Raw genomic sequence first — 20,018 nt, forward strand, 5'->3', positions numbered from 1 at the left:
CCCTCCCACCGCGTCCGGTCACCCCACCAAGCCCCCCCCCCCCCCCCCCGACACCGGTCAGGGGCCCTCCCCGCACGGTGGTGATCGCAAGCCCGGTGACCCGTTCGCGGGGTCGCGGTGCGGGTGCAGTCCGGCGCGGTCGGAGCCAAGGCGGCCACGGGCTGGTCCTACGCGTCGTGACGGAGGAACTCCTCGACCGCAGGAAGGGCGGTGGGCCACTACTCCGGCCCGCTGCCCGTCCTGCGGTCACACCGGTTATTTGACGCCGAGCAACTGCTCCAGCGGGTCGATCGCGAAGTAGACACTGAACAGCGCGGCGACCACCCACACCAGGAGGTGGACCTCACGGGCCTTGCCGAGCGCCGCCTTGATGACGACGTAGGAGACGAAGCCCGCGCCGATGCCGTTGGTGATGCTGTAGGTGAACGGCATGACCGCAATGGTCAAGAACGCCGGGATGGCGACGTCGTACTGCGTCCAGTCGATGGTGCGAGCCTGCGTCATCAGCAGGAACCCGACGGCGACGAGCGCGGGTGCGGCCGCCTGGGAGGGCACCACCGTCGCGAGCGGCGACAGGAACAGGGCCACGGCGAACAGCGCCCCGGTGACCACACTCGCCAGTCCGGTGCGCGCGCCCTCGCCGACGCCCGCGGTGGACTCGACGTAGGCGGTGTTGGAGGACGCCGAGGCCGCGCCGCCCGCGATGGCCGCCGCGCCGTCGATGAACAGCACCCGCCCGAGGTGGGGCACCGTGCCGTCCTGGTCGAGCAATCCGGCCTCGCTGGTGACCCCGACGACCGTGCCCATCGTGTCGAAGAAGTCGCTGAGGATCAGGGTGAAGACGAACAGCGCCGCCGTCACGAAGCCGACCTCGGCGAAGCCCCCGAAGAGGCTGAAGTGGCCCAGCAGTCCGAAGTCGGGCGCGGCCACCACGTCGTCGGGCACCTTCGGGGTCGTCAGGCCCCAGGCGCCGGCGGGCAGGTCGGCGACGGCCTGCACCACGATCGCCAGCACGGTCATGGTCACGATGCTGATCAGGATCGCCCCCCGCACCCCGCGCGCCAGCAGAGCGACGGTCAGCAGGACACCGAGGCAGAAGATGAGGACCGGCCAGCCGGCCAGCACCCCGGAGCCGCCCAGTTGCACCGGCACCGTGGTCTTGGCGATGTCCGGGATACGGCTGGTGAACCCGGCGTCCACGAAACCGATGAACGCGATGAACAGGCCGATGCCCACCCCGATGGCCTGTTTGATCGACGGCGGGATGGCGTGCATGATCGCCTCGCGCAGCCCGGTCGCGACCAGGACGCAGATCAAGATGCCTTCCAACACCACCAGGCCCATCGCGTCGGGCCAGCTCATCCGGGGCGCGATCTGGAAGGCGACGACGGCGTTGAGGCCGAGGCCCGCCGCTATGGCCAGGGGCAGGTTGCCGCCCACCCCCATGATCGCGGTCATCACGGCGGCGACCAGCGCGGTGGAGGTGACCAGTTGCCCGGTCGAGAGGTGGTGGCCGTACTTGTCCGTAGCGCTTCCGAGGATGATCGGGTTCAGGACCAGGATGTAGGCCATCGTGAAGAAGGTGGCCAACCCACCGCGCAGTTCCCGGCCGATGCTGGAGCCGCGTTCCGAGATCCGGAAGTAGCGGTCCAGGGGGCTGGTGGGCGGTGGGGTGTCGGACGGCGGTTCCGCTGTCGTGACGGCAGGTCTGGACATGGCACTCCTCGGTGGCGCACCCGGGCGGGATGCAACATTTCGTGGAACGTGGGGCACACGGATTGTGCCTCTCGCCGTGCCCCCATGGGTTTCAGTCGGGTTACCCCACGTCACAGCCGCGTTGCGGCCGGCGGGACCGTCCCGGCGGTGCGGGCAGCGCCGGGACGCTGCCTTCGTCAACTCCGACCCCGGGCCACCTCGGCTGGGTAGATGGGGGCGATCGGGGCGTACGGGTCGTGCGGGGTGCGGATCGCCAGGCCGGCGGGGTGAAGGGGGCTGGGCTGCAACCGCGGGGGGTGGGGTCGGGTGTCCATCAGAAGGGTAGGAGAGGTCATGAATGCCGATACCGTCACCGCTATCTGTGCCACCGCTATTGCGTCCGCCTCCTTCGTTGTCTCCGTCCAACAAGGAGACTGAGGCGGCCCGCGGCGTTGCGGGTGACGTCGCAGGTGTTCCGGATCGGACGTGAGCCAAGCCCGCTGCAGGGGAGCGCAGGCGTGGTGCGGGCCCGGCGGCCGGCAGGACGCGACAATCGGCGCTTGCGTGGCCGTAGAACGGGTGCGTTGCCCGCAAAGCGGTTGGGTCAGCTCGGATGCATGACCGGTGCCGACGGTGGATCGTCGATCTGGGCGGGGGCCGTCCGGGGGCGGCAGTACAGGAGCTGCTTGGGTGAGGTGCTCGTGAACGGGGATTGATCGTAGTCTCCGTAGCGCTGCACGACGTCGAGGCCGGCCAGCCGGCAGAGCGCCGCGAGTTCCTCGGGAAAGAAGCAGCGCATGCTGACCTTCTTGGTGCGTACGCAGACGCCGCCGCTCAGGTAGTCCAGCGTGAAGCGCAGCACTTGGGTGGCGGCGTCGTAGCTGGTCCTCGCTTGTACGTCGAGCTGTGTCCCGTCCCGTTCCACGACCGACTTGTGGCGGTAGGGCGACTCGGGCAGCCGGCACAGCTTCGCCATGTCGGGGTTGAACACGTCCAGGATCAGGGTCCCGCCCGGTCGCAGCACCTTTCGCGCCGAGGTGAGGAACGCGACCACGGAATCCAGGTCGTGCAGGTGCTGCATCGCGTTGGTTGCTGAGAACACCAGGGCGAAGCGCCTGTCGGAGTGGATGGTGCGGCAGTCCTGTTCCAGCCACTCGACCGGAAGTTGCTCGTCCTGGGACCGCTGACGGGCCCGGGCGAGCATCGAGGGCATGATGTCCAGTCCGGTGACCTCGATGCCCGCCCGAGCGATCGGCAAGGTGATGCGCCCGGTGCCGCAGGCGACCTCCAGGACCGGGCCGCCCGCCTGGATCGCTTGGTCGAGGAAGAATGGGATGTCGTGGGTCCGGGCGGCGAACTCCTGATCGTAGAAGTCCGCGTCGTCGTACACGGCCAGGTCTTCCAGAGCTCTCATCGTGCCACCGCCGTCGTCGGGCCGAGTGCGTCGGTAAGGCTGGTCAGGACGGAGCCGGACCAGCTGCTGTCCCCGAAGGCGCTGACCGGCAGGGCCAGCACGCCGTACTCGTGCTGGAGTGTCTGCGCGGGGATGTCCACCGGGAAGAAGTAGTTGCCGCGGCAGGTCCGGCTCGCGGTGGGAATGGCCCCGAGCACGTCGTCCGGCAACCGTTCGAACAGGCGCTCCGCGCGTGCGGCCAGGTCGTCGGCGACCTGCCGGGGCAGGTCGCTGTGCTCGGTCAGCAGGTGGTCGGCGAGCCGGAGCTGGTCGGGCGTCGGCGGATCCGCCCGGAACGCGTCGGCCAGGTCGGTGTGGCCCGGATCGAGCAGGACCACGCCGAACGTGCGCGGCCACAGCCATCCTTTGGTGACCGAATGCAGCAGGATCGCGGCGCCGGTGTCCAGCAGTCGCCGGGTGCCGGGCGCGAACGGGGCTCCCAGGTCGTAGACGCTGTCGATCAGCAGGCGGCGGTGTGGGGATACCCGCAACCACGCCGTCAGCGCGGCGCACTCGGCATCGGACAGGTATCGGCCGAGCGGCTTGCTGGGGTTGGCGAGCAGCAGGTATTCGGGCCGGTGGTCCGCCGGCGACTGCGGCAGGGCCGGCGCCGGCAGCGTCGGGTAGGACGCGGGCGCCAGGCCCGCTGCGCCGGCCAGTTCGAAGTAGACCGGGTACACGTCGCTGGGCAGCCACAGCTTCGCTTGCTGGGTGTGCAGCCAGCGGAAGACCACGCTGAGCCCGTGGCGGACCCCGCGGCCGACCAGGGCGTGGCCGGACCACTCCTCCGGCAGCTCGAAGCGCCGCAGCCAGGCACGGGCGAGATCGCACCGGTACACCGGACCCACGTCGGTCGGCGGACTCGGTCGCAGCGGGGCCAGCGCCCGGTAGACGTTGGTCTCGGCGGCGTCCAGCAGCGACGCGGAGGCACTCAGTTGCTGCTGCCGGAATTCCTGGAACGCGTCGAACCTCATGCTGTGGCACCTTCCGGCACGATCTCGCTGGCCCGGTCTTCCAGGGAGGCGTAGCAGCGGCCGTCGGCCAGGACGTTCCAGCTGCGGGCGATGCCGTTGGTGCGTTCCCACAGCAGGCTGGGTTCGGTGTACGCGGCGATCCGCATCGGCTGTCCGTCCCAGCTGCCGTGGTAGACCGGCGCGCCCCAGGGCAGGCGGCTGGCCAGGTCGAAGCCGTGCTGCTCGGCGAACCGGGTGACGATGGACAACGACACCTGGTGCTCGCGGCTCCAGACGTTGGCGGCGCGGTCGAAGTAGAGCGACTCGGTGCTGGTGGAGACGTAGAGCTCTTTGAAGCAGACTTCCTCGACCCCGAGAGCCGCGGCCCACGAATGGTACTCGGCGACGCCGGCCGCGTCGGCGACGCCGCCGTGCTGGAGCACGCAGATCAGTCTCATGCGCAGCCCCGGCCAGCGGTCACGTTCCCCGCGCCAGGTGTCGATCACCGAGCTCACCGGGGTGCGCAGCATCATCAGCCGCTCGCTGACGGCGTCGTCGTGGTGGTGCCGGGAGACCGCCAGCACGCTCAGGCCGGCGGTGCTCAGGGCGGCGAGGCGGTCGGCCCGGTCCGCGTGCCGGCCCTTGGCCAGGGTGTGCGCGTTGGTGATCAGGACGACCTTCGGGAAGGCCGCCGAGCAGGCGGAGACCAGGCGCAGTTGCTGGTCGAACGGTATGAGCGTGGGCTCCCCGCCGCCGGTGATCACTGCCCGTTCGGCTCCGGCCGCTCGGGCGCGCTCCAGCCAGTGGGCGACCGCATCCCACGGGACCCGGGCCGGTGCTTGGTCGCTGGAGATCGAAGCCGAGGAGAAGCAGAAAGAGCAGCGAGCTTGGCAGGCGGAGGCGACCGGCAGAAGCGACACCGAGCGCGGTCGTGTGTCGGCGTAGCTGCGCTGCGCCGATGCGTGCAGGTGCAGGGAGGCTGCCATCGCATCCTCGACGGTTGTCGGGCGCAGGGTGACGTCGTTGTCCACGGGGTCGAGCTCGTGGACTGCTGACAGCCGGATGCGAGCCTCGTGCAGTTCCATGCCGAGGCCGGTCGATTCGTTGGGGACCAGCGTGGCGGGGTCCACTGCGGTTTCCAGCACCAGCAGCCGGTCACCGGGAATGGCCAGGCGGTCCAGCAAGCGGCGCGCCTTGCCGATGCCGATTCCCAGCTCCGCACGGGTCAGCAGGTGGAACCGGTCGGGATAGGTACTCTCCGGAATCCCCGCCTTACCGTAGGCGAACGCGTACTTGTCGAAGCCCTTCGCGAAGTTCGACAGGACGATCACGTGGAAGCGCTGGTCGCTATGGTTCATCCCGACATCATGCATGACCGGGCCCGGACGGCTTGGGCCGGACCGCAGGTGGGACGCGGTGCCCCGGTCCGAGCCGCGCTCAACGACGCACCCCGTCCCGTCGCGGCCTACGGCACGGCCACCGGTGACCTGCGGGCGACGGATGAGGATGCTCCGAGCCGAGCACTCTCCTGGTCGACCATGACCGGGTGAGGGGCGGAAGAGCCTGCGCCGACTTACCGACTTGGCCTTGCCCGGGGCCGCGCCACCCGCACGAGGGGCGTTGTCGAGGCGACTTCCGTGGCGACCGGCGTGCGGTCACAGGCTGAAGGGGGTTGCCGTTCACGGGGCTTGCGCCAGGCCTCCGGCGGAGCAGGAGGCCGTGTTGGCGCCACCTCAGCTGGTGCGGGCCGGACGATGCCTGGTCGCGGAGGGTTCCTGCTCGGCAGGTGTCGGCAGGACCGCCAGGGCGGTGTCGGCGATGGTGCGCAGCGTCTGCGGGGCCAGTCCGGCCTTGCCGACCGCCTCGATACCGCGCACTACCGTCAGCAGTAGGGCTGCCAACTGCTCCGGATCCGCCGCGCGGTCGATGTCGCCGTGGCGCTGGGCTGCGCTGATCTCCGTCTGCAGCAGGGTGAGCAGGGCGGTCATGGTGGCGGCCGACTGGGCGGCGACTGTGGGATCGTGCTGGGCCAGTTCCGCTGCGCCCTTGGCCACCAGGCACCCGCGGCGTTCGGTGTCGGCGGCGGCGTTCTCCGCCATCAGGTGCACGTATCCCGACAGCCGGGCCAGGGCTTCGGCGTCCGGGCCGCCAGCCAGCCGTTCTTCGGCCACCTCGACGACTGCGGTGCACCAGTCGTCGAACACCCGGTGGAACAGCTTGCCCTTGTCGCCGAACGCGCCGTACAGGCTGCCCTTGCCCAGGCCGGTCGCCTGGGCGATGTCGTCCATGCGGGTTCCGGCAAAGCCGGTCGTCCAGAACTGTTCCCGGGCCCGCTCCAGGACGTGGTGTTCGTCGAATGCGCGTGGTCTCGGCATGGTGCCAGCCTACTCATTCTTGACTCGATCGTCCAGAACCGCCTACGTTATGGACGATCCGTTCCACAACCGAAGGGGTTCGACATGCCAGGCGTGCTGCAGGAGAAGGTGGCCGTGATCACCGGAGGGAGCAGCGGGATCGGGCTGGCCATCGCCCACCGCTTCGTTCGAGAGGGCGCGCGGGTCTTCGTGACCGGCCGGGACGCCGACCGCCTCGACGCGGCGGTCAAGGAGCTGGGCCCCGCGGCCACCGGCGTACGGTCCGATGTCTCGGTCCTGGCCGACCTGGACGCGCTCTACGCACAAGTCCGCGAAGAGGCCGGACGCATCGACGTGCTGGTGGCCAACGCGGGCATCGTCGCGGACGCCGCGCTGGGCGCCCACACCGAGGCGAACGTCGACCTGACACTCGCCGTCAACCTCAAGGGCCCACTGTTCACCGTCCAAAAGGCGCTTCCGCTCCTGACGGAGAACGCCTCCATCCTGGTCGTCGGCTCCAGCAACAGCGTGCGGCCCAATGAGCACCTCGAGGTCTACAGCGCCTCCAAGGCAGCGCTGAGCAACCTCGTGCACAACTGGGCCCGGCAATCGCGCGAGCGCCGATTCCGGGTCAACGTCCTCAGCCCGGGACCCACGCGGACCCCGGCGCTGCTGCGCGCCGCGGGCCCGGACGCCGACCAGTTCGCCGAAGCCGTCGTGCCCCTGGGGCGGCTGGCCGACCCCGAGGAGATCGCCGAGGCCGCGCTCTTCCTGGCTTCGGACGCCGCATCGTTCGTCACCGGCGCCGAACTCTTCGTCGACGGCGGCTACACCCGGGTCTGAAAGACGGCCGGTGGTGCGCATCCGGCTCCCTCGAAGGGGCGGGGCGCACCTCCGGCCGCACGGGGCGTCGTCCGAGGCACCGCCCGGCCGAGGTGCCGGTCCTGCACCGTTCGACTTCCCGAGGGACAGGCGCCCCGGGCCCGGCAGGTCCCTGCGGCCGGACGCGCAGAGCGGTCAGGAGGTGCGGGGGATCCAGTCGCTGCCGCCCAGGGGGTAGTCGTAGCCGGGACGGTCGGCGGCGGTGCTGGTACGGAACGGGGTGCCGTTGTTGTCGGCGCGGACGGTGCCGTGGCGGCCGCCGCTCGACCAGTCGAGGGTCAGGCTCCAGCGCACGTCGTGCGCCTTGGTGTGGGCGGTGACGTAGAAGACCTCGGGATCGGACTGGCTGACGCTGTACGGGAACCCGCGCTGGCCGTTTTTGATCGTGACGGTGGGGCTACCGCTGTCCAGGTCGATGTCGAAGGACTTCGTCTCGACCCCTCCCCCGCAACCGACGCCCATCGCATAGTCGTTCCAGGCCAGCGGCGCGTTCCTGGACACGATGCTCACGTGCAGTGCTTCCAGGACGACGGTCTGCGCGCCGGTGCCCTGGACGGTGAGGGCGACCCGCTGCTCGTCGGCGGAGACCGCGCCGTACGAAGCCGCCCAGCGTGGCGCGTTCTCCTCGTTGGCGGGCGGGCCCATCTGCGCGGGGGCGCTGTCGACGAGGAAGCGCTGGCTGCACGGGCTGTCGTAGACGTAGGGGCGGGTGCGGACGGTGAGCGGAACCGCGCTGCTGCCCGGGATCAGCGCGGCCGAGGTGCGGGGTGCCGCCGTGCCCGGCGCGGTGGAGGTTCCGGCGGCGCCCTGGTCACCGGTCGCGCTACGCGCCTGGGGGGTCGATGGGCCCGGCGTGCTCGGCGTGGGGGCGCGCTGCGGGGCGGAGGCGTTCAGTGTCGTCTGGTGGGCCGGGCCCAGGTTTGCGGTCGCGCTCGTGCCGCCGTCGCCGGCCCACAGCGGACGCGCCGCGAGCACCGAGGCCACCAGCACGGCCGCGGCGGCGGACGCGACGAGCACCGGACGGCGCCGTCGCGGTCCGGCGGACGCGCCCGGGCGGGTGACGACGACCGGCTCGTCGGGCTCGTCCGGCGCAACCTGGGCGGCGGCTCCGGGTGCCCCGGCCGCCTCGCCGGGCTCGGCCGCGTCCGGCTCGCCGGGCGCGAGGCCCGCGGCCCCGGCTCCGACCTCCGCGCCGTCCCCGCTCTCGCGCCGCTCCTGCGACGCGGCCGCCCGGCCCGCGTCCGCCAGGATCCAGCGGCGGTGCAGTTCCACGAGTTCCTGCGGCGTCGCCTTGCACACCCGCGCGAAGCGCTCCAGTGGCGCGTAGTCGTTGGGGACCGCCGCGCCGTGGCAGTACCGGTGCAGCGTCGACGTGCTCATGTGCAGCCGCTTCGCGAGCGTCCCGTAACTCAGTTCCGAGCGGTCCTTGAGCTCCCGCAGCAGCGCCGCGAACCCCTCGGCCGACTCGGCCCCTGCCGACCCTGCCACGCGTTCCCCCATCCCGAAGCGATCCTCCCTGTCCCGTTCCAGCGTTCCAGGCGCCTCGTATTCGCCCTGCTCACAGCCTATTTCACCGTTTCAGCATCCCCAACTGCCCGGCGGGCGTGGCGGCTGGGACGGATCACCGCACAAGCTCCTGCCATCCAAGCACCACCCCAGGGTCACCAGCGAACGAGGTACACACCATGTCCGGTATCCGCACCCGCGCCATCCGTCTGGCCACCACCGCCGCAACCGTCGCGATCGCCGCGCTCTCCCTGACCGCCTGCGGCGACGACGGAGGGGGCGTGCGCGGTGAGTCCGGAGGGACGAGCCACGCGGGGTCCACCGCGCCCAGCGGCAGTGCTTCCGCCCCGGGCCCCTCCGTAGCGCCCTCCGTGGCCAACCCCTCGTCATCGCAAGCGCCCGGCACGTCCGGGCCTGCGGGGTCCGGTGGCCCGAAGCCGACGACGCGGCACACCACCGCCGGGGCTCCGGACGCCGCCGGCAACCCGATCACCTGCGAGGGCTCCAACACCAAGACCGTGGCGGCCCCGTTGAACCGCCCGGTCAACCACATGCTGCTCACCGTCACCAACACCGGCAGCAAGACCTGCTACCTCTACGCCTACCCGGCGCTGCGGTTCACCGGGGCGCAGGCGGTGCCTCCCGTCATCGACGACTCCCACCCGCAGGCCGTGGTGACGCTGACCCCGGGACAGTCCGGTTACGCCCTGGTGAACCTGTCCGCCGCGGACGGCAGCGGCACGAACGGCTACACCGCGAAGTCCCTGACGGTCTACTTCTACGGCCGGTCCGGCACCGAGAGCGTGGGCGCCGCCGCCCACCCGTCACTGCCCGCCAAGGGCCTGTACCTCGACAGCACGCTCAAGACCACGTACTGGCAGCAGTCGATGGACGACGCCTTGAACTGGTGACGCACCGGCTGCGCCGCCCCGGGTGACACACCGGCTAGGACCGTCGAGGAGTTCACGGCCCAGCCAGTGCCACTGGCTGCACCCGGGGCGTCGGCCGAGTATTGATCGTGCCCGCCCACGACGGCACTGTCAGACAGGACGCGACGGTGGCTGACGAGACCGTCCACCGCCTGCGTCAGGCCACGATCGCGGCCGGCGCTGTCCGCGATCGGGCGTTCATGCACCCGGTCAAAGGCGCCGGCTACCGCGCCCAGGGTGCTCGAAGGATCTGACGGCACCTGAACCGCCGGGGCCACCGCGCGGCCCTGTCATTGTCGCCGCCGGCTCGCACGGTTGAACCGCGCAGCGCGGGTGACGACCCTGGGCCGCGGCCACCGGCCGCCTCAGGACGGGGAAGCGTCACGCTCATCCGCCGCAGGCGCGCCGATCAACTGCTCGATGCGTGAGGTGGACAGTCCGGCAACGCGAGCCCGGTCGACCATCGCGGGACGCGCTTGGAGCATCTGGCGGAAGGCCAGGAGCTCGGCATGCGCCTCCGCCACGGGTGGGACGGACGAGACGCGAACGATCTCTGCGGCTTCTTCGTCGGTGACGGGGACTTCCAGCCGCTCGACGCCGGCGGGGATGAGATCAGCGTCGGAGGAAGCCACGACGCGTACCGTCGCGTTGGACGCTGCCTCATGAGCCTGCAGCCAACCGTGCACGGCCGCTGTGTCCCATACGGCAAGATCGGGTAGCCGACCGGCGTCAACTCCCGGCGCCGCGCATCCGTCTCCGCCGGCGAGAACAATCACCAGAAATGCTGAACCGGTCACGATGCCACCTATCTCCAATACAGCCCTGAACAGCAGCATATCGCCCGCCCGGACGCGCAAACTCACCGTCCAATCGTTCGCATGGATCCTAGTCATGAGCACGGCGGCGGCATGGCCGAACGCGAGGCGGGTGTTCTCGCCACGGTCACCCGCAGGGGTCCGCGGAGGGGCGAGGGCGAAGGACTGCGCAGCAGCCGCCCCAACGCCCACGAGAGGTCCCTATCCCGCCACCGCTGCCCGGAACGCGGCCGTAGCAATGGCGTATCGAAGCACACCGGGCAGTTCCCGACCGTTTCCCGCGCGCGGTTCACAGAGCAGCGCAGTGGATCCCCTGAGGAGGCGGGGCCGGTTCTGCCGTCGGCGTCGATCTCAGCGCCCGGCTCGGCGGAGTCCGGGCGACCCGCAGAGGGCCCGCGGTCAGCCGACCGCCGGCGTGCCCCTCGCCCCTGTCGCGACGAGGAACTTGCCGGTCGGCCCGAACTCGCCTGTGCGGCGCCGGGAAACCGACGTACCGTTGAGCCCGGCCACCCGGCACAGGCGGGATCGGAGTCGCGCGACATCGTGTCCGATATTCAAGAGCCCACAAGCACGTCCGGCCAGGAGCTGTGGAGAGCCACCCCGTGCGGAGGGTGCGCCCGCAAGGTCTCCCCGGAGATGGCGCAGCGGTTGGCCCGGCTGGGCAAGGTCGAGGATTTTTCGTCGTTCATGGGGGACGTGGCGGTCGTCGAGCCGAGTGTCGGCCAAAGTCTCGCGCTGACCATCGACTTCATCACGCCGGTCGTACCGTCGCCTGGGGACTACGGCCGGATCGCCGCTGCCAATGCCTTGTCGGATGCCTATGTGGCGGGGGCGGTGCCGCGTTTCGCGCTCGGTGTGGCCTGCGTGCCGCCGGGCGCGGCGGCCGAGGACTTCGCCCTGGCGTTCGAGGCCGCAGCCGCATACCTCGCTGAGGCAGGATGCGTGCTCGTCGGCGGCCACTCGGTGGTCGACCCGGAGCCCAAGCTGGGTTTCGCGGTGGTGGCGGTGCCCAACAGCAGCGGGCGGCTGCTCGCTGCCGGCGCGCGCCCCGATGATGTGCTGGTCCTGACCAAACCGTTGGGGGTCGGTGTGCTGACCTCTGCGTTCCGCGCCGGGATGATCGCCGAAGCGGCGCTGCGGCCCGCGGTGGATTCCATGGTGGCGTCCAACGCCTTCGTGATCCCGGTGCTGCAGAGCCCGCTCGGCGCAGGCATCCACTGCGCCACGGACGTGACGGGCTACGGTCTGCTCGGACACCTCAAGGAGCTGTGTGTCCGAAGCGGTGTGGGCGCGGAGATCTCCTGCGCGGCCCTCCCCGTGCTTCCCGGTGTCGTCGAGTTGGCCGCGACCGGCACCTCCACCTCCGCGTTCGCCACCAACGCGCAGTACGTGGCGGAGGAGTGCGGGGACGCCTTGCAGGCCCGCACGCTCGCCGAGCAGATCATCCTGACCGACCCGCAGACATCGGGCGGGGTCCTCCTGGCCGTGGCCGGTGACCAGGTCGACGACCTGCTGGCCGTGCTGCCCGACAAGGCGGGATCAGCCTGCGTGATCGGGCGCGTCACCGACCGTCCCGGGCAGATCGGCATCGTCGACTGAGCCGGCGGCGGGATCCTCGCGTGCGCCCTCCAGCAGCCGCTGCCGCATCCCCACGCGGAGCACCCAGCGCGCGGTCGCCGGCGGAACCATGGACTCGTACCTCGCGTCCCCCGCCGCCACCAGCCGCCTGACCTCCGTGCCGGAGTAGACCCGGGCCCGATCCTGGTACAGCACCTCCACCGGGTATCCGGCGGCGCGCAGCAGAGCCACTTTCTCCCGGTTCCACTCCTCGTAGATCGTGGTCAGGATCGGCAGCGTGCGCGGCAGGAATTCCGGGAGAACCGCCAGATCCTCGATGGGGAACGGGACCACGGCGAACTCCTCGGACGGCACGCCGCAGTCGAGCAGCACCTCACGGATCATTGCCTGCCGCTCGAAGAAGGTCATCGGGTTGCTGGTCGGCTCCACCCGGTGCGGCGCGTTGGAGGACACGACCTGCAGGCGGGAGCGCACGAACTGCGCCACCCCGACGTACAGGAAGCGGCAGCGTTCCTTGGCGGCGAGCAGGTACTCGACGTGGCCGAGATGAACCGGCTGAAACCGCCCGTGGACCGAGGCAACGTCGTAGATCTCCGTCATCGGGGTGACCTCCTTGAGCGGGGGGTCTCCTCAGTTGAGGAGGAAGCGCCGATGATGCCAGGCAAGGCGCAGTAAAGCAGCCCCGGCCACCTCCAGCGGGAGATCTTGCACCGTGCGGTCGATCCCGGTCTCGGTAAAGGGAAACAGCGTGGACGCGGGTGACGCGCTCCCCTCGGGACGCGCCAGCCGGCCCTCGGTGTTGGCCGTGACCATCGCCACGGCCAGGTCGTCCCAGAGTCCCGAGTCGATGACCATGACCGTCAGCAGGTCCGTCGCCAAGGTGAGGGGGTCGGTACCCAAGCCCAGCGCGTAGGTGCGCACGCGGCCGCGTCGGCGCTCCTCGTCGAGGCGGACGGCCACCGGCCAGGCCGCGTAGTCGATCGGCTGCGTCCGGTCGGGGTTCTCGGCCTCGCCGAGCAGTTCCTCGGCGAACTCGCGCAGCACGCAGCGCCACAACGAGAAGTCATTGGCCCGGCTGCCGGGGCAGTCGCTCGCCGGCTGGAAGATCCCCACCGGGATCACCATGTACATGCCGCCTGCCTGGCCGACCTTGGCCGGGTCCCGCCAGTGCAGCGGGAACTGCGCGCACCCCGTGGCGGCATCGTGCCGCAGCACCAACGTGGCCACCGCGAGGTTGACCGGGCGCCGGTCCAGCCGGCAGGGGGTTCCGATCGCGTCCCTCAGCGGTGTCCCGGGAACGCGGCCCAGCCGGGAGGCCGTGTACTCGTGGGCGCAGGCCTCGCCGAGGTCGATCCCGTCGAAGTAGGTCCCTGAGGTGAAGCGCATCCGCGCCGCTCCGGCGGCTCCGGACAGATCCGCCAGCCGCAACCGGTAGGTCGACCGGTTCTGGAAGACCGCGGGCGCCGCCAGTTCCGCCATCGCCGCCGAGTAGGAACGGAACGGACTGCCGTCCGACTGCCGGGGCACCAGGCAACTGTTCCGGACAGCCGACCGCAAGTCGGCCTCCCGCCCGGACGACTCCTCGGCGGAGTCCCACTCCATCCGGATGGCGTCCATCTCCAGGGGCAGGACCGGCAGCCACTCCGGACGGGTCAGCAGCGCCGTACGAGCGACCGTGGGGATCGCCTGGTAGCAGTCACCCGCCGCGACCGAGAGCTCGTGGCGGTGCTGCTGCAGGTGGGAGCGGACGGTCAGCCACTCCTGCTGCGTGGCAAGCGGCGCCTCCCGAACCCCCACATCTTCGAAGCTCACGACGCCACTTCTCCGTTCCCTAGAGCAGCCTGATCCGCCAGGACATGCCGCCGCGAGATCTGCGTGTCGTGGTGCGCATCGCCGAGCACCCTCTGCCGCCGGGCATACGTGTCCTGGTCCAGGTGGTACGCCTGCTCAACTTCTCCCAGCGCGAAGAGGTCACGGGCCAGATTGTGTGCCGAGTCCAAGGTGTGCGGGTGGTCCTGCCCCAGCACCCGCAGGCGACGCGCCAGCACGTTCTCGTCCAGGCTCCGCGCCTCGGCGGGTCGGTTCAGTGCGAACAGGTCACGCGCCAGGCTGTTGCTGGAGTCCAGGGTGTGGGGGTGGTCCTGCCCCAGCGTCCTGCGACGCCGTTCCAGGACGACCTCGTCCAGGGCGCACGCCTCCTCCGTCCGGCCCAGGATGCGCAGGTCGCGGGCGAGGTTGATACCGGAGATCAGCGTGTGCAGGTGCTCGGGTCCGAGGAGGCGGCGCCGGCGGTCGTAGGTGTCCTCGTCGACCTGGCGGGCCCGCTCGGCCTCCCCCGCCGCGCGCAGGTCCCGGGCCACGTTGTTCGCCGAGATCAGGGTCTGTTGGTCGTCCGGACCGAGCAGCCGGCGTCGGCGCAGGTAGGTGTCCTCATGCAGAGCGAGCGCCCTGCGTACCTCGCCCAGGTCGTACCAGGCGCGGGCCACACTGTTCGCGGCCCACATCGTGTAGTAGTCGTCCGGGCCGTCCTCGCTGAGCCAACGCTCGTACAGCGCCGTCGCCATCGCCAGACCCGGTTCGGTCACGGCCCGCGTCAGCAGGTACCAGGTGGCGTTGCAGGCGAGGGCCCGCAGGGCGGGGTTGGCGCTGCCCGCCGGGTCGACGGCGAGCAGATGCGGCAACAGCCGGGCCCAGGACGTCCACGAGGCGGGATGGGCCGGATCGCCGGGATCCGCCGCGACGAGCACGTCGTCGATCATGGAGCGGGCTCGCTCCGCCTCATCGGCCGTCAACTGCGCCCGTACGATCGCCTGCGTCAGCCGGTGCAGCACAATCCCGTCGGTGCTGGGCTTGCCCATCCCGAAGTTGGTGATCGTCCCGATGCACTGGCGCAGCGCCACCGGGTCGTCGGCACTCAGCGCAGCCAGCCGGGCGAACGGATCGTCCGCAGCGCCGCGCGGTGCCCGGGCCAGCGCGAGCAGGCTGAGCGGGACCGGCTCGGGAGCCAGGAAGGCGCACAGCAGCATCATCCCCAAGGCAGCGGGGTCGACGGCGGACAGCCGCTTCGTCGCCAGCGCCACCGTGGCCACCAACGACCGCGGGTAGGTCGTCGGCTGGCCGGTGTTGAGCAGCGCGGGGGCTCGGGCCGCCAGCGAGTCCAGGTACTCGGCCGGCCGGCATCCCGTCTCGGTGAGGTACCCGCCCGCCTGGGCGAGGGCCAGGGGCAGGTCTCCCAGTTGTTCCGCCAACCGGTCGGCGTCGGCCGCATCGAGGGCGGGATCCGCGGTCCGCAGCAGCGCGATCGACTCTGCCCGTTGCAGTACGTCCACGTCCACCGGTCGGGCCAGTTCCCCCCAGCGCTGGTGACGGGAGGTGATGATCACGTGGCCCGGTCCTTGCGGCAGCCAGGCCACCAGGTCGTGCGGCGATTCGGCATTGTCGAAGATCACCAGCCAGTCGGCGGTGTGCTGCAGATGCGACCGCACAGCCCGGACGGCGGTGGGAGTGTCCGCCCCCACCTCGGCCACCTTCAGCTCGATCGCCAGCTCGGCGTACTGTTCGCCGATCAGATCGGTGCGTTCGGCATCGATCCAGCAGATCAGCCCGTAGTCGCCACTGTTGCGGTGGGCGAACTCCACCGCGATCTGCGTCTTTCCGACGCCGCCCCAGCCCCGGAGCGCCTGCACCACCGCACGGTGGTCACGCCGCAGCCGGGCACGGAGATCGTCCAGTACGTCCTGTCGGCCCGTGAAGCTTCGATTGCGGGGCGGTACCTGCCAGAGCAGCAGGCGGTGGCGGCCTGCCGCGGCCCGGTGGCCCGCAGGATCGGTCGGCGCAAAGAAGTTGAGCTGGATCGGCACATTGGCGGTCGGCGGCGGATTCTGCCCCGGTCGCCCCGGCGCCGGCGGGCCCTCCGGGTCAAGGGCACCCAGATCGGCCAGCAAGGTGGCGAGCCGCGCCCTGGCGTCCGGATCCTGCCGCAGGAGGTCCTCGAACGACGCCCGCCAGTCGCGCTCCAGGTCCAGGCGGGCCCTGTCCCGGCCCGGCCCGCCCGCGTCCCGGAGCTCGCGGTGGGCCCGCGCCAGGTCCGCCCCGGTGGGTGCCCCGTGCAGGCCGGGGAACACCCGCTCGACGGCCACCGACGCGGCGTGAAGCGACCCGTCCGCCCCGGACAGCGCGGTGCACAGGGCCGATGCCGCCGCGGCCGCGAGAGTGGTCTCCTGATCGGACAGCATGACGTGCGACTCCCACCACCGCTCGCTCGGCCCAGACCGCTAGCTGAACCGGTTGACCTGCAGATTCCCCGACGCCTGATTGACCTGGACCCCTGAGGCGCCGCGCAGGTCGATTCCGCCCGCCGCGGCCTGCTCCTTCAGCTCGTTCAGCTGCTCGAGGACGTCCGCCAGTGCCCTCGCGAACTGCGGGTCCTTCTCGGCCGCGTCCTCCAGCGCCAGCATCACCCGCGTGCGCGTCCGGTCGGCCACCGCGTCGCCGTCCCGCGCCTCTTCCTCCAGGGCCCGCAGGGCGCTGTCCTCGCCGAGCTGCGCGGCGACCACGCCATGGAGGCGGTCGAGGCCGACGTCCAGCGCCGCGTCCACCTCACCGTCGAGCCGACCCGCGACATGCCGTGCCTTGCGCACCGCCCAGGCAATCAGGTATCCGGCTGCCAGTTCCAGACCAATCATGGCGAGGGCCCTCTCGTACACGGTCGCGCGGCTGCGTCTTTCGAGATTAACGGCGTTCAGCCTCGCGGAACCCGGTGGAGGAGCAAATAATGCCCTACAGGCAGCGCATGTGACGTTGCACCAGGAGGTCCTATGGCCGACCGTCGCGCCCGGGAACGGGCGCTGACGCTGGTGGCGGGCAGCCCCTTTTCCGACTCGGGTGTTGGCACGCTGGCCGGCCGCTATGCGGATCTGCTCGAAGGCGTCGGTTGGCGTACGCGAATCCTCGCGCCGGTCGGTGTCGCACACCGCGAGAACGGGCGCCAGGTCGAACAGCGTTCCTATGCGGGACTCTTCGCGGAGGCCGGCGACGTGGCGCGGAGCGGCGTCCGCGTCCTGGTCCTGGGCCTGCCGCGCGAGCGCGGGCCGGCCCAGCAGGCAATCAGCGCCCTGGCCCAACTCCCGCGCGCCGCACTGCTGTGGGAGCGGCCCAACACGCCGAACAGTGCGGTGGGCTCCGATCTGTCGGGCCTCGACGAGCTGCGCCACGTCTGGACCCTGAACGCGCGCCATGCCCTCACCCTGCGCCGGCAGCTGCCGCACGCCACTGTCTCCGTCGCGCCCATCTCCCTCCCGCCCGCCTTCTTCGCCGACACCCCCATGCCGCGGCCCGTCCCGCATCCTTACGCGGTGTACCTGGGACGATTCGCCGACTGGAAAGGCGCGCCCCGGCTCGCCGAGGTCTGGGCCGACCGGGTCTATCCCCGGACCGGAACCGTCCTCCTGATGATCGGGCACGGGCTCGAGCCCGGCACGAAGGGCGAGACCGCCGTCGTCGAGATCGCGCAGCGCCATCCCGAGCGCCTGTCGCTGATCCAGACCTCGGAGATCACAGCCCGGGTGGCCCTGCTGCGCCACGCAGACGCCGCGATCTTCCCGGGCCGGTACGAACACCTGCCGCAAGCCCTGATCGAGGCGATGGCCGTCGGAGTCCCGACGGTCTGCACCGCGATCGACGGCTACGCCCCGGTCGCACGCCACCGAGAGACCAGCCTGCTGATCGACCTGGATCTCGACGGCCTCGAGGCGGCCGTTGTGGAACTGCGTGACAACGCGAGCTTGCGAGCGAGCCTGTCAGCTCGGGCCCGGCGGGAAGTCCAGCAGTCCTTCACGGCGCAGCCCTCGACACTCCGCCTGGAAGCGCTGCTGGACGCGCTCTGCTGACGTGCGTGTGCGGACAGGGTGCGTTGCCGTCAGGCGGGTGCCCGCCGCAGCCGCACGAAGCCATGATCCCCGCAACCGGCGTCCCGCATCGCCCAGCCGAGGACTTCGGTGAGCCAGGCCAGCAGCTCGATCGACCACTCGTGGACGGTGCAGTCGGCGTGTGCGAGGAAGTCCAGCGGAACGTACTGAGAGCCGCGGAACTCCACCGGTCCCGGATCGGGCCGGTCACCCCGTTCCAGGACAGCGGCGTCACCCAGCCAGGTCTGCGCGGCGCCGAGGACGGCATCGGCCCGGGCGCTGTCGGTTGAGGACGCGTACAGCTCGATGCCGATCACTTCTGACCAGGCGGGGTCGGAGAACGCGAACCAGTCCCGGTCGTAGGCGAACTCGATCGGTTCACCGGTGAACTCGCCCAGGGGCAGCAGGAAATCCCCCTGGACGATGCTGGGCGTGCCCACCCGCCCGAGCACCCGCTCCAGCAAGGTGCCGATGGGCTGCAGCGGCACCCGGCCCTCTCCGGTGTCGGCCGTGTCGACCTGCAGCCAGAGCAGCTCCGGTGCCTCGGAGCTGCCGGTCCACGCGTCACCGGCGTCGTGGTGACGCCAGCGGATACGGGAGGACTCCTTCGAGCGGTGGAATGCTGCCATCCCCTGCATGACGCTCTGCCGGACGATCAGGATGAACGCGTCGTCGTCCGCGCCGTCCGCGTACCGGCGACCGACCCAGTCGTGCAGTTCGATCGAGCCCATCAGGCTGACGATCAGCGTCGACTCCATACCGGTCAAAGGCATCGCTTGTCGCTTCGCGGCTACGAGGTGGGAAGGCAGGGGTACGCCTTCGGCGTTGTCACGGCCTGTTCGGCGCTGTCCGCGTGACCGATGAGGTCGACGTCAATCCGCGTGCGGTACGTGTACGTCTTCCCTGCCGGGATCGGACCCGCCGCGCACACCATGCGGGCCGTCGCCCGCCGGGCGCTGCCGCCACCCGGATAGACCGTCTTCGTGCCCTGACCGACCACCCGCCAACTGCTGCCGGACTTCACCTCCAGCCAGATGGTCACCTTGGCCTTGGTGGCTTTCGTGGTGCCCTTGATCCACCAGCCATGCCCGGACATGGCGGCGGGCGAGTTCTTCGTCCACGTGGAGTAATGGACCTCATCGCCGTCCGTCAGGAACAGGCCGATGTCCGCAGCCCGCGCCTCCGGTCCAGTCTGGTGCACCACAACAGGGCTGGGCGCCGGCGGCGACAGCGCTGCCGCGCTGGCCGTGGCACAGGACGATCCGACGAGTGAGGCCACCGCGAGCGACACGCTCGCAGCCCATCGAAAGGCGCGCATACTTCCCCTCAACAGATGACGGCCCGCCGGTCGCGCGGACCCGCGATGGACGCTAACACAGGATTTGCGCCAGGTCGGAGAGGCACCGGCGGTGTGGCGGTAGGCAGTTCACCCTCGGCGGGCCGCAGGCGGGACGGCCGCCCTGACCCTCCGCACGCTGAGGGCCATCCGACCGGAGTTCCGTGCGGGTCGCGAGTTCCGGCGCCGTGGCCCGCAGGAAGTGACCTCCGCTCAGCGGGGTGCGGGGCCTCGGTACCGCGCCGCTCCTCGACGCTGACGCCCCGCAGCCCTGCCGTCGCCTCTCCGCCAGGGTGGACCACGCCCGATCCCGACTCCTGAGCACCGCCCGAGCGGGAAATATCACATCGCTCAGTGCGCCACTTGTGGCCGTCACCAGCGCCTTTTAGGGTGGCCAGGTCGTGGTGTTCGGGAAGACCGGTGCTGTCTCCGCCAAGGGGACAAAGGCCGGAGCGGCCCTCGCCACTGTGATCGGGGAGTGCTCGTCCCCTTCCGCCCCCGGCGGTGTCACTGGCCGAAAGGCCGGGAAGGCAGGGACGAGCGCGGTGATCCGTCAGCCAGGAGACCGGCCACGGCATCTCACGAAGTGATCCACGAGGTGTTGGAGCGTG

18 protein-coding genes and 1 riboswitch are annotated in these 20,018 nt (G+C 70.8%); of the genes, 5 read left to right on the plus strand and 13 right to left on the minus strand.

What is annotated here, in order from left to right:
• Window positions 1–255: 255 nt before the first annotated feature.
• The 5 genes from ABZ721_RS30540 to ABZ721_RS30560 form a co-directional block, all read right to left on the minus strand.
• Complete coding sequence (locus ABZ721_RS30540; protein WP_358791994.1) at window positions 256–1,716, minus strand: NCS2 family permease; 1,461 nt, start codon at window positions 1,714–1,716, stop codon at window positions 256–258.
• Between the two features lie 583 nt (window positions 1,717–2,299).
• Window positions 2,300–3,109, minus strand: coding sequence for a class I SAM-dependent methyltransferase (locus ABZ721_RS30545; RefSeq protein WP_358791995.1), 810 nt, complete (start codon window positions 3,107–3,109; stop codon window positions 2,300–2,302).
• Entirely contained in the window at window positions 3,106–4,122 is a 1,017-nt protein-coding gene (locus tag ABZ721_RS30550; RefSeq protein WP_358791996.1) for an aminotransferase class I/II-fold pyridoxal phosphate-dependent enzyme, read from the minus strand. Before ABZ721_RS30550 ends, ABZ721_RS30545 begins: the two co-directional genes overlap by 4 nt.
• On the minus strand, window positions 4,119–5,459 hold the full coding sequence (locus ABZ721_RS30555) for a radical SAM protein (protein ID WP_358791997.1): 1,341 nt from the start codon (window positions 5,457–5,459) through the stop codon (window positions 4,119–4,121). The genes ABZ721_RS30550 and ABZ721_RS30555 overlap by 4 nt, the downstream gene beginning before the upstream one ends.
• Window positions 5,460–5,834: 375 nt before the next feature.
• Window positions 5,835–6,476 (minus strand): TetR/AcrR family transcriptional regulator, encoded by a 642-nt coding sequence (locus ABZ721_RS30560; RefSeq protein ID WP_358791998.1) that lies wholly within the window; start codon window positions 6,474–6,476, stop codon window positions 5,835–5,837.
• A gap of 84 nt (window positions 6,477–6,560) precedes the next feature.
• Between ABZ721_RS30560 and ABZ721_RS30565 the strand changes: the two genes are divergently transcribed.
• The gene (locus tag ABZ721_RS30565; protein ID WP_358791999.1) at window positions 6,561–7,298 is read left to right on the plus strand and encodes an SDR family oxidoreductase; all 738 of its coding nucleotides are present in this window, start codon (window positions 6,561–6,563) and stop codon (window positions 7,296–7,298) included.
• Between the two features lie 174 nt (window positions 7,299–7,472).
• Here the strand turns inward: ABZ721_RS30565 and ABZ721_RS30570 are convergent, their stop codons facing one another.
• On the minus strand, window positions 7,473–8,825 hold the full coding sequence (locus ABZ721_RS30570; protein ID WP_358792000.1) for a helix-turn-helix domain-containing protein: 1,353 nt from the start codon (window positions 8,823–8,825) through the stop codon (window positions 7,473–7,475).
• 197 nt (window positions 8,826–9,022) lie between these two features.
• Here ABZ721_RS30570 and ABZ721_RS30575 point away from each other — a divergent pair, with 197 nt between their 5' ends.
• Window positions 9,023–9,754 (plus strand): DUF4232 domain-containing protein, encoded by a 732-nt coding sequence (locus tag ABZ721_RS30575; RefSeq protein WP_358792001.1) that lies wholly within the window; start codon window positions 9,023–9,025, stop codon window positions 9,752–9,754.
• Window positions 9,755–9,900: 146 nt separating this feature from the next.
• Window positions 9,901–10,026, plus strand: coding sequence for a hypothetical protein (locus ABZ721_RS30580; RefSeq protein WP_358792002.1), 126 nt, complete (start codon window positions 9,901–9,903; stop codon window positions 10,024–10,026).
• A gap of 111 nt (window positions 10,027–10,137) precedes the next feature.
• Here ABZ721_RS30580 and ABZ721_RS30585 read toward each other — a convergent pair whose 3' ends face one another.
• The gene (locus ABZ721_RS30585) at window positions 10,138–10,635 is read right to left on the minus strand and encodes a DUF6003 family protein (protein ID WP_358792003.1); all 498 of its coding nucleotides are present in this window, start codon (window positions 10,633–10,635) and stop codon (window positions 10,138–10,140) included.
• 45 nt (window positions 10,636–10,680) lie between these two features.
• Here ABZ721_RS30585 and selD point away from each other — a divergent pair, with 45 nt between their 5' ends.
• Complete coding sequence (selD, locus tag ABZ721_RS30590) at window positions 10,681–12,186, plus strand: selenide, water dikinase SelD (RefSeq protein ID WP_358792060.1); 1,506 nt, start codon at window positions 10,681–10,683, stop codon at window positions 12,184–12,186.
• Here selD and ABZ721_RS30595 read toward each other — a convergent pair.
• The 4 genes from ABZ721_RS30595 to ABZ721_RS30610 are packed head-to-tail and all read right to left on the minus strand — an operon-like array spanning window position 12,127 to window position 16,850.
• On the minus strand, window positions 12,127–12,765 hold the full coding sequence (locus ABZ721_RS30595; protein WP_358792004.1) for a hypothetical protein: 639 nt from the start codon (window positions 12,763–12,765) through the stop codon (window positions 12,127–12,129). The genes selD and ABZ721_RS30595 overlap by 60 nt on opposite strands.
• Before the next feature lie 30 nt (window positions 12,766–12,795).
• On the minus strand, window positions 12,796–13,977 hold the full coding sequence (locus tag ABZ721_RS30600; protein ID WP_358792005.1) for a hypothetical protein: 1,182 nt from the start codon (window positions 13,975–13,977) through the stop codon (window positions 12,796–12,798).
• Window positions 13,974–16,400: an FxSxx-COOH system tetratricopeptide repeat protein gene (gene fxsT / locus ABZ721_RS30605; RefSeq protein WP_358792006.1), complete on the minus strand. Its 2,427-nt coding sequence runs from the start codon at window positions 16,398–16,400 to the stop codon at window positions 13,974–13,976. The genes ABZ721_RS30600 and fxsT overlap by 4 nt, the downstream gene beginning before the upstream one ends.
• Before the next feature lie 39 nt (window positions 16,401–16,439).
• Window positions 16,440–16,850 carry a hypothetical protein gene (locus ABZ721_RS30610; protein ID WP_358792007.1) on the minus strand — a complete coding sequence of 137 codons (411 nt, stop codon included), beginning with the start codon at window positions 16,848–16,850 and terminating at the stop codon, window positions 16,440–16,442.
• 132 nt (window positions 16,851–16,982) lie between these two features.
• On the opposite strand from ABZ721_RS30610, the gene ABZ721_RS30615 reads away from it, so the two are divergent.
• Complete coding sequence (locus ABZ721_RS30615; protein ID WP_358792008.1) at window positions 16,983–18,053, plus strand: glycosyltransferase; 1,071 nt, start codon at window positions 16,983–16,985, stop codon at window positions 18,051–18,053.
• 29 nt (window positions 18,054–18,082) lie between these two features.
• On the opposite strand, the gene ABZ721_RS30620 is transcribed toward ABZ721_RS30615, so the two are convergent.
• Together ABZ721_RS30620 and ABZ721_RS30625 are read right to left on the minus strand one after the other, a co-directional pair.
• Entirely contained in the window at window positions 18,083–18,844 is a 762-nt protein-coding gene (locus ABZ721_RS30620; protein WP_358792009.1) for a hypothetical protein, read from the minus strand.
• A 17-nt stretch (window positions 18,845–18,861) separates the two neighbouring features.
• Window positions 18,862–19,362 carry a hypothetical protein gene (locus tag ABZ721_RS30625; RefSeq protein WP_358792010.1) on the minus strand — a complete coding sequence of 167 codons (501 nt, stop codon included), beginning with the start codon at window positions 19,360–19,362 and terminating at the stop codon, window positions 18,862–18,864.
• Between the two features lie 430 nt (window positions 19,363–19,792).
• Window positions 19,793–19,996: riboswitch (cobalamin riboswitch) on the plus strand.
• Window positions 19,997–20,018 lie beyond the last annotated feature (22 nt).

The sequence above is a fragment of the Streptomyces sp. NPDC006733 genome (genome assembly GCF_040636125.1).
In the GTDB taxonomy this organism is placed as follows: Bacteria; Actinomycetota; Actinomycetes; order Streptomycetales; family Streptomycetaceae; genus Actinacidiphila.